This is a genomic window from Streptomyces ipomoeae 91-03 (assembly GCF_000317595.1).
Classification (GTDB): domain Bacteria; phylum Actinomycetota; class Actinomycetes; order Streptomycetales; family Streptomycetaceae; genus Streptomyces; species Streptomyces ipomoeae.
This window is the reverse complement of sequence record NZ_AEJC01000408.1, coordinates 1-7567: the sequence shown is the minus strand read 5'-3', so window position 1 is coordinate 7567 and position 7567 is coordinate 1. Positions and strand designations below refer to the sequence as shown.

The window sequence follows — 7567 nt, the reverse complement described above, 5'->3', positions numbered from 1 at the left end:
GGCATGTCGGTGGGTGCCAGCTCGGTCGCGCCGCGTGCCAGCATGCGGGTCACGTCCACCGCCACGTTCCCGACGCCGATCACCACGGCGGCCCGCGCCCCGCTCACGAAACCGTCGGCCACGGCGTCCGGGTGCGCGCTGTACCAGGACACGAACTCGGTCGCCGACCAGCTGCCGCGCAGTTCCTCGCCCGGGATGCCGAGCCGCCGGTCGGTGGCGGCGCCCACGCAGTACACCACCGCGTGGTACAGCTCCCGCAGCCGGGCCACCGGCACGCCCGCCGGGCCCACCTGAACCCCGCCGAGGAACCGCACCCGGTCGTGTTCGAGGACGGCACGCAGAGTGTTCTGCAGCGATTTGATCTTCTCGTGGTCCGGCGCCACCCCGTACCGCACCAGGCCGTACGGGCACGGCAGCCGGTCCAGTACGTCGACGCGTACCCCGGGATCCTGTTGGACGAGGCTCTGAGCGGTGTAGCAGCCGCTCGGGCCCGAACCTACGACGGCGACCCTCAGCACGGCGGAACTCCTTACGCGAGGAGATCGCTGATGCCTCAAGGATGGCACCGGGGCGCCTGCCGGGGGAGGGAAAGGACACTCTCCGGCGCGTCCAGGTGAGCGGCCCCCAGGCGCGGGCGTGCGCGGCACAGGCTCCGGAAGGCAGGCAGGGCGGCTGCTGCGCCGTCGGGGTGCCGTGCGCGCTCCGGGTATGCGTGGCTGTGCGGAGCGAATGTGATCATTCGCTTACGTTGCGTATGTGCTAGAAGCATCCTTTCTTGATCTTTCTGATCGCCAGTGGCGGGACGGTGTCGTCTCCGTGCGGCCCGCGTGGGAAGTGCAGGAGCACGGCGGGTCCACGGCCTGGTTCAACGCCCGGCTGACCTTTCCGGACGGGGCATGCGTCGAGGTGCTCGCGGTGGTGGCCAAGGGGCGGCTGTCCCTGGAGGACGTACGGGCCCAGCCGCCGATGTCGCTGGACGATCTGGCGGAGCTGGCCGACTGGATCGAGGGCCCGCTCATCGAGGCGTGCGGCGCCGAACCGGAGCCGGTCGAGGAGCCGGCGCACGAGTCCCCGTACGGGTCCGGGCGCCGGGCCAGGCCGGCGTGGCCGCGTGGGGTGGAGGGGCGGCGGCTGGTGGCCGAGGAGTACCTCGCGGCACAGTGGGCGGGCTATGACCCGGTGCTCGCGGTGATGTGGGCGACCGGGCACAGCCGCCGCAAGTCGCTCCGACTGATCGCCGGGGCGCGGGACGAGGGACTGCTGACGCCCCGCCACGCCCGGCGCTGAGCTGGGGATCGACGACGGCGTGACGGTTACTTCGCGAGATCGCGCATCCGGCTGATCTCGGTCGTCTGCTGGGCGATCACGTCGTCGGCCATCTCCTCGATCGCGATGTTGTTGCCCTGCGCCTTCACGTCCGTGGCCATGGTGATCGCCCCCTCGTGGTGGGTGATCATCAGCTTCAGGAAGAGTTCGTCGAACGCCTTGCCCTTGAGGGTGCCGAGTTCCTTCAGCTGGGCCGGGCTCGCCATGCCGGGCATCTCCTCGTGGTCGTGCGAAGTGCCCTTGTTCTCGCCGTCATTGGCCTTCAACCAGGCCTCCATGGACTCGATCTCCGGCTGCTGGGCCGCCGCGATGCGCTCGGCGAGCCGCTTCACACCGCTGGACTCGGCGCGCTTCGGGGCGAGTTCGGTCATGTCGACGGCCTGGGTGTGGTGCACGATCATCATGCGGGCGTAGTCGAAGTCCGCCGAGTTCGGCGAGTCGTCCTCGGCACGTTGTTTCTCGGCCTCTTCCGGAGACAGGGTGCGGGCCGCCTCACCGGGTTTGCCGGGGGCTATCACCGCGGGTCCGCCGGATTTGGCGGAATCTCCGTCAGGGACCGTTTCCGACCCCGAGTCGCAGCCCGTGAGCAGCAGCAGAGCGGTCGTCAGCGAGGCTGTGACCAGCGATGAGCGGAATGTGCGGCGGACGAGCACAGTGACCTCCTGGGGCACAGGAACGGGCGTACACCTCGTGAGTGTTGACGAAAGTTCCTAACACGCTTTCGCACATCGGTGATCAAATTTGTTCGTTACAAATGCATTGCCGTCTGTTGATCTGTGCATGATGAAGACGATACTTCGGAGGTGCCTGAACCGTTCGACCGCGAACGGCTACACGGGAGGACACAGTGACCCTGTTGAACAACCTTCGGACGCGCCGGAGACGTCTGGGCGTAGCCGCGACCGCGGCCGGACTCCTGGCCGCGTTACTCACGGCCGGACCGGCGGCCGCGATCCCCGACCCCGGGGACTCACCCGGCACGCGGAAGGAGGTCTCCAAGCGCGACGCGGCCGAGGCGCGTGCGGCGATAGCCGCCGGTGAGATACCCGCCCAGGACGAGGTCGTCCACTCGGCCAACATCCAGCACGTGACGAACATCCCCAAGGAGGCGCTGCCGGGCACCAATTCGGACCTCGCCTTCCAGGGCAAGTACGCCTACGCCGGCAACTACGACGGCTTCCGCATCTTCGACATCAGCAACCCGAAGGCGCCCAAGACGGTGGCCCAGGTGCTCTGCCCGGGCTCGCAGAACGACATCTCCGTCTCCGGTGACCTGCTCTTCCTGTCCACCGACTCCTCGCGCAGCGACAGCTCCTGCAACAGCACCACGCAGCCCGCGACCGAGAAGTCGTCGTGGGAGGGCATGAAGATCTTCGACATCAGCGACAAGCGGAACCCGAAGTACGTCGCCGCCGTCGAGACCGCCTGCGGCTCGCACACCCACACGCTGGTGCCCGAGCGCAAGAACGTCTACATCTACGTCTCCTCGTACTCGCCGAGCGCCTCGTTCCCCGACTGCCAGCCGCCGCACGACGGCATCTCGGTCATCAAGGTGCCGCGCAAGTCCCCGGAGAAGGCGGCCGTGGTGGGCTTCCCGGTGCTCTTCCCCGGTGAGGGGGCGGACGGCGGCGGCAACCCGGGTTCGCCCACGAACCCCGGTGTCTCCAAGACCACCGGCTGCCACGACATCACGGTGCTGCCGTCGAAGGACCTCGCCGCCGGTGCCTGCATGGGTGACGGCATCCTGTTCTCCATCAAGGACCCGGAGAACCCGAAGATCATCGACCAGGTCCAGGACAATGTGAACTTCGCGTTCTGGCACTCGGCCACCTTCAACCAGAAGGCGAACAAGGTGGTCTTCACCGACGAGTTGGGCGGCGGCGTCGGCGCCACCTGCAACGAGGCCACCGGGCCGAACCGCGGCGCCGACGGCATCTACGACATCGTCGGCAAGGGCGACAACCGCAAGCTCGTCTTCAAGAGCTACTTCAAGATCCCGCGTCACCAGGCCGACACCGAGAACTGCGTCGCCCACAACGGCTCGCTGATCCCGGTCAAGGGCAAGGACATCATGGTCCAGGCCTGGTACCAGGGCGGCGTCTCCGTCTGGGACTTCACCGACTCGTCGAAGCCCAAGGAGATCGCCTACTTCGAGCGCGGTCCGCTGACCACCGACACCCTCACGGTCGCCGGCTCCTGGTCCGCGTACTACTACAACGGCTACATCTACTCGAACGACATCGCGAAGGGCTTCGACGTCCTGAAGATCGACGATCGTCGCACGGACCCCGCCAAGTAGGTCCACCTGCGCGAGCTCAATGTGCAGACCCAGCCGGACTACTTCGGCTTCGGCTGGTAGCGAGGCGGGGTCGAGTACGAGCCCGCTCAGATAGCGAAGTACCGCGAAAGATCCCTGTCGTACGTCCCGCCGGGCCCTTCGGGGGCCGGCGGGACACCCGACTCCCAGTCCAGTCCGTAGCGGCGGAACAGCTCGGCCCGCAGCGTGGTGATCGGCAGCGGTTCGTTCGGCAGCACCATCGCGTACACGGCGCCCATCAACAGGGCCCGCAGCAGTGGGTAGTCGGCTTCCGGGTCGGTGGAACCGTGCCGGGCGACCGTGTCCCGCAGCAGATCGCGCAGCCGCCGCTGTTCCGGGCACCGCACATGGTCCCGGGGAGCCTGGAGCAGCCCGGCCATGTGCTGGCGCATCAACACCGGCCGGTCCCGGGCCAGTCGGAGGAACGCGTCGATGGCCCGTGCCATCCGCTCCCGCCCGTCCCCGGTGCGCGGCTCTCGCTCCAGCGCCTCCTCCAGCGTCCGGTGCATCAGCCGGTGCACCGCCGACTGGAGCAACTGGCGCTTGCCCGGGAAGTAGTACGACACCAGCCCGCGCGCCGATCCGGCGCGGTCCGCGATGTCCCCGAGCGTCGTGGCCTCGTAGCCCCGCTCGTCCACCAACTCGACGGCCGCCTGCAGCAGTCGCTCCCGAGAACGCCGCCGCAACGCTTCATTGACCGAGGCGCTGCGCGGGGACATTCTGTAACTCCTGCGTTGACTGGCTGCCAGCCAACTATACTCAGCGCTCCCGGGCGGCGACCCTGCGTGGTCCTTCCCGGCCGTTGTTCGTCCCGGGCCGCACGGGGGACGGTCCGGGACGGACGTCCAGCGGTGGCGAACAGTCGAAGAGTTGCAGAGTCGAGCGGCTGAAGAGCCGAAGTGTCGAAGAGCCGAACAGCCGACTCGCCGTGGGGAGGCGAGCGACCGGGTGCCCGGTCGGCGGTCTCTCAGCCCAGCAGATCCAGCACCGGCCGCAGCCCGTCCGGCCGCTGAGCCACCGGCAGGTGGTCCACGAAGTGCACGCCGCAGCCCAGTGCCGCCGCACCCCCGTCGGCGCGCCGGTCGTCGCCGACCATCAACGCGTCCCGCGCGTCCACGCCGAGCGCCTCGCAGGCCAGGGCGAACAGTCGCGGGTCCGGCTTCTGGACGCCGTGCTCGTACGACAGGACGTACGTGCCCACATACGGGTCCAGGCCGTGGGCGCGGAACACCGGCCGCAGATCCCAGCCGATGTTGCTGACGACGCCGATGGCCACCCCGCGCTCCCGCAGCGCGGCGAGGACTTCGGCCGCGTCGGGGTACGGGTGCCAGGCGGGCGGCGTCATCTGGCGGTCGTACAGCGCGTCGTGGAGCGCGGGATCGGGGAGGTCGACGCGGCGGGAGAGGCCCGTGTACGCGGCCCGGTGCTGCTCGGCGCTCCGGTCCCGGACCGCCCACAGCTCACCCAGCTCCCCGGTCGGCGGCTCCGCCGGCGCCGCGCCGCCCGCCAGCGCGCCCGCCCGCTCCAGCGCCTCGGCGGTCCGGATCAACTCCGGTTCGGGCAGGGCGACCCCGGTGTCCGCCAGCACCGCGCGCAGCCAGGACTCCGTGGACTCGACGCGAAAGAGGGTGCCGGAGAAGTCGAACAACACGCCTTTGATCGTCATGTCGGCGATCCTTCGTGCCCCCTCCGCTCCGGGTCAAGTACGCGCCGCGTCATACCGTTTCTCGCGGGGACGTGCCACTTCTCGTGCGCCAGCATCGCCAGCACGACCGTCAGCGCGCCCAGCAGCCAGCCGCCCGCCACGTCCGACGCCCAGTGCACCCCCAGCCAGATCCGGCTCAGGCCCACCCCGACCACGGAGACCACCGCCCCCCAGAGCGCCCAGCGCAGAAGGACGCGTCCGGCGCCGTACCGATGAAGCAGCCAGAGCAGCAGACCGCACACCACCGTGGCCGTCATGGCGTGACCCGAGGGGAACGCGGCATAGTGGGCGGAGTCGACGGGGTCGGACCACACGGGCCGCTCCCGGCCGACGGCGGCCTTCATCACCTGCTGTACGACGGTGCCGATCGCGCAGGTCACCGCCAACCATGTGGCCGTCCACCATTCTCTGTGGCGCCAGATCAGCCAGATCACCATGGCCGCGGCCAGGAGGCGCATCGTCACCGGGTCCCAGACCCAGTCCGTGAGGATGCGGAACGCGTGCGTGGTCCCCGGTTCGTCGACGGCCCAACCGTGTGTGGTGTTCGCGACGCTCTTGTCCAGCGACATCAGCGGCCGCCAGGAGAGCGAGACCAGGGCGAGCAGCAGGACACAGGGCACCGTGAGGGCCGCGGCGGCGCGTGCGGTGCGGTTGGTCGTCGGCCGGTGGGGCGGCGCGTCGATGGTGGGGGAGTGCATACAGCGATACTCGCCGACTCGTGGGGCCTCAGGCCAACGCCGGGGCGTGAGACGACCGTCACGCGCTGCGACCGGAGAAAACCCCGGGCGCCAACCGTTGTTCTTGACCTGTTCTTTGTCGCTTCATTGCCAGGTCTCGACTATCCGAGTGCCCGCAATCCCGGGACGAATGTCACCAACACCGGCACCACGGGCACCAGGGCCGCGCACGCGGTCAGCCGCAGCCGGTGCGCCGGCGAGAGCCGGTCCGGGGGAGCGAGGAGCCGGTGGACACGTTGCGGCACATGGTCCTCCGGGGTCGGGCAGGGCCCGAACACACCGCGGTCCTCGTTGAGCCCCACGAGCGCGAGGGCGGTGGTGAGGCGGCCGTGGCGGCGGGAGGCCATGTCGTCGGCGGCCAGTTCGACCAGACGGTGCATCTCGTCGCGGAACGCGGCGAACACCGGCACCCGCGGGAAGCCGCCCGCCAGCGCCGCCGAGCAGTACAGCAGCCAGTCGTGGCGCGCCCGCGCATGCCCCTGCTCATGCGCGACCACCGCGTCCACCTGCCGCCCCTTCAGCCGCCGCAACGCGGCCGTGGTGATGACCAGCCGGGGCGCCGCCCCCGGCAGCCACCAGGCGTCAGGACGCTCCCCCTCCACCACCACGAGCCGGTCGGCACCCGGCTCCTCACCGGGCAACAACGGGGCGCGCAGCAGCAGTTCGGCCCGGCGTCGCGCATGGCGCCGCCGGGTCCGGACGATCTCACGGACCAGCATCGCCCCGGTCCACAGGCCCCCGCACGCGAGCGCCACCGCGATGGCCGCCGCCCAAGCGCCGCCCGTGCCCAGCGCGTACGCCTCGACGACCGCACGCGGCGCGGGCGCGAACACATGCCCGCGCACCACCGTCCAGGCGCCTGCCGCGCTCAGCGTCATCGACAGCACACAGCACAGCAGTACGGCCGCCACCACGCACTGCCACATCCACAGGGCGACCACCGGTTCACGGTCCGGCCAGTCGGCCCGGGCAAGCAGCCGCGGCGCGACGACGGCGGTCAGGGCGCCGAGCAGCAACAACGCCGCGGGGACCATCATGGGTCGAAGCCTATGAGCGCGGCGGGCCACGGCGACACGGCCCGAGACACCGAAGTGACGCAGACCACGGTTTCGCACGGCGGTTTGTGGCGGTCCTCCACAGAGGGCCCGATCCGGCGCGGCGCTCGACCGGCGGCCTCGAACGGCGGTGCGGGTGCGGCGCGATGCTCGGCCGACGGTCTCGTACGGTGACGCCGATCCGCCGACGGCCTCGCACGGCGGCCCCGTTGTTCAGACCGTGAGCAGCATGGCGAACATGCCGATGCCCATGGACAGGCGGCAGGCCCGGGACAGCTCCGGGCGGTCGCCCCAGCCGACCGTCCGGAGCACCGGCGCGGTCGACGGGACCCGGGCGCCGGCCGCGGCCGGTACGGGGAGCAGTCGGACACCCGCCCACAGCACATAGCCGCCGAAGTACAGCAGCAGCACCCCGGTCACCAGGGGC

The 7567-nt window shown here is 70.3% G+C and carries 9 protein-coding genes; 2 read left to right on the top strand and 7 right to left on the bottom strand.

All coding sequences use genetic code 11. The features are described 5' to 3' along the window. A partial coding sequence (locus STRIP9103_RS27050) for an FAD-dependent oxidoreductase (protein ID WP_009324091.1) occupies positions 1–518 on the bottom strand: 518 nt, incomplete at its 3' end. Between the two features lie 238 nt (positions 519–756). On the opposite strand from STRIP9103_RS27050, the gene STRIP9103_RS27045 reads away from it, so the two are divergent. Beyond that, on the top strand, positions 757–1287 hold the full coding sequence (locus STRIP9103_RS27045; RefSeq protein ID WP_009324085.1) for a DUF6214 family protein: 531 nt from the start codon (positions 757–759) through the stop codon (positions 1285–1287). Positions 1288–1313: 26 nt separating this feature from the next. Here the strand turns inward: STRIP9103_RS27045 and STRIP9103_RS27040 are convergent, their stop codons facing one another. Continuing rightward, positions 1314–1997, bottom strand: a complete 684-nt coding sequence (locus STRIP9103_RS27040; RefSeq protein WP_234022303.1) for a DUF305 domain-containing protein — start codon at positions 1995–1997, stop codon at positions 1314–1316. A 176-nt stretch (positions 1998–2173) separates the two neighbouring features. Here STRIP9103_RS27040 and STRIP9103_RS27035 point away from each other — a divergent pair, with 176 nt between their 5' ends. Beyond that, the gene (locus STRIP9103_RS27035) at positions 2174–3625 is read left to right on the top strand and encodes an LVIVD repeat-containing protein (RefSeq protein ID WP_009324096.1); all 1452 of its coding nucleotides are present in this window, start codon (positions 2174–2176) and stop codon (positions 3623–3625) included. Between the two features lie 86 nt (positions 3626–3711). Here the strand turns inward: STRIP9103_RS27035 and STRIP9103_RS27030 are convergent, their stop codons facing one another. The 5 genes from STRIP9103_RS27030 to STRIP9103_RS27010 all read right to left on the bottom strand — a co-directional run. Continuing rightward, complete coding sequence (locus tag STRIP9103_RS27030; protein WP_009324083.1) at positions 3712–4362, bottom strand: TetR/AcrR family transcriptional regulator; 651 nt, start codon at positions 4360–4362, stop codon at positions 3712–3714. Positions 4363–4610: 248 nt separating this feature from the next. After that, positions 4611–5309: an HAD family hydrolase gene (locus STRIP9103_RS27025; RefSeq protein WP_009324087.1), complete on the bottom strand. Its 699-nt coding sequence runs from the start codon at positions 5307–5309 to the stop codon at positions 4611–4613. Continuing rightward, positions 5306–6046: a phosphatase PAP2 family protein gene (locus STRIP9103_RS27020; protein WP_009324081.1), complete on the bottom strand. Its 741-nt coding sequence runs from the start codon at positions 6044–6046 to the stop codon at positions 5306–5308. Before STRIP9103_RS27020 ends, STRIP9103_RS27025 begins: the two co-directional genes overlap by 4 nt. 140 nt (positions 6047–6186) lie before the next feature. Further along, a complete protein-coding gene (locus STRIP9103_RS27015; RefSeq protein WP_009324079.1) occupies positions 6187–7122 on the bottom strand; it encodes a M56 family metallopeptidase in 936 nt (311 codons plus the stop codon). A gap of 231 nt (positions 7123–7353) precedes the next feature. Continuing rightward, positions 7354–7567: DUF5134 domain-containing protein (locus STRIP9103_RS27010; RefSeq protein WP_048821051.1), on the bottom strand; the 214-nt coding region annotated here is incomplete at its 5' end.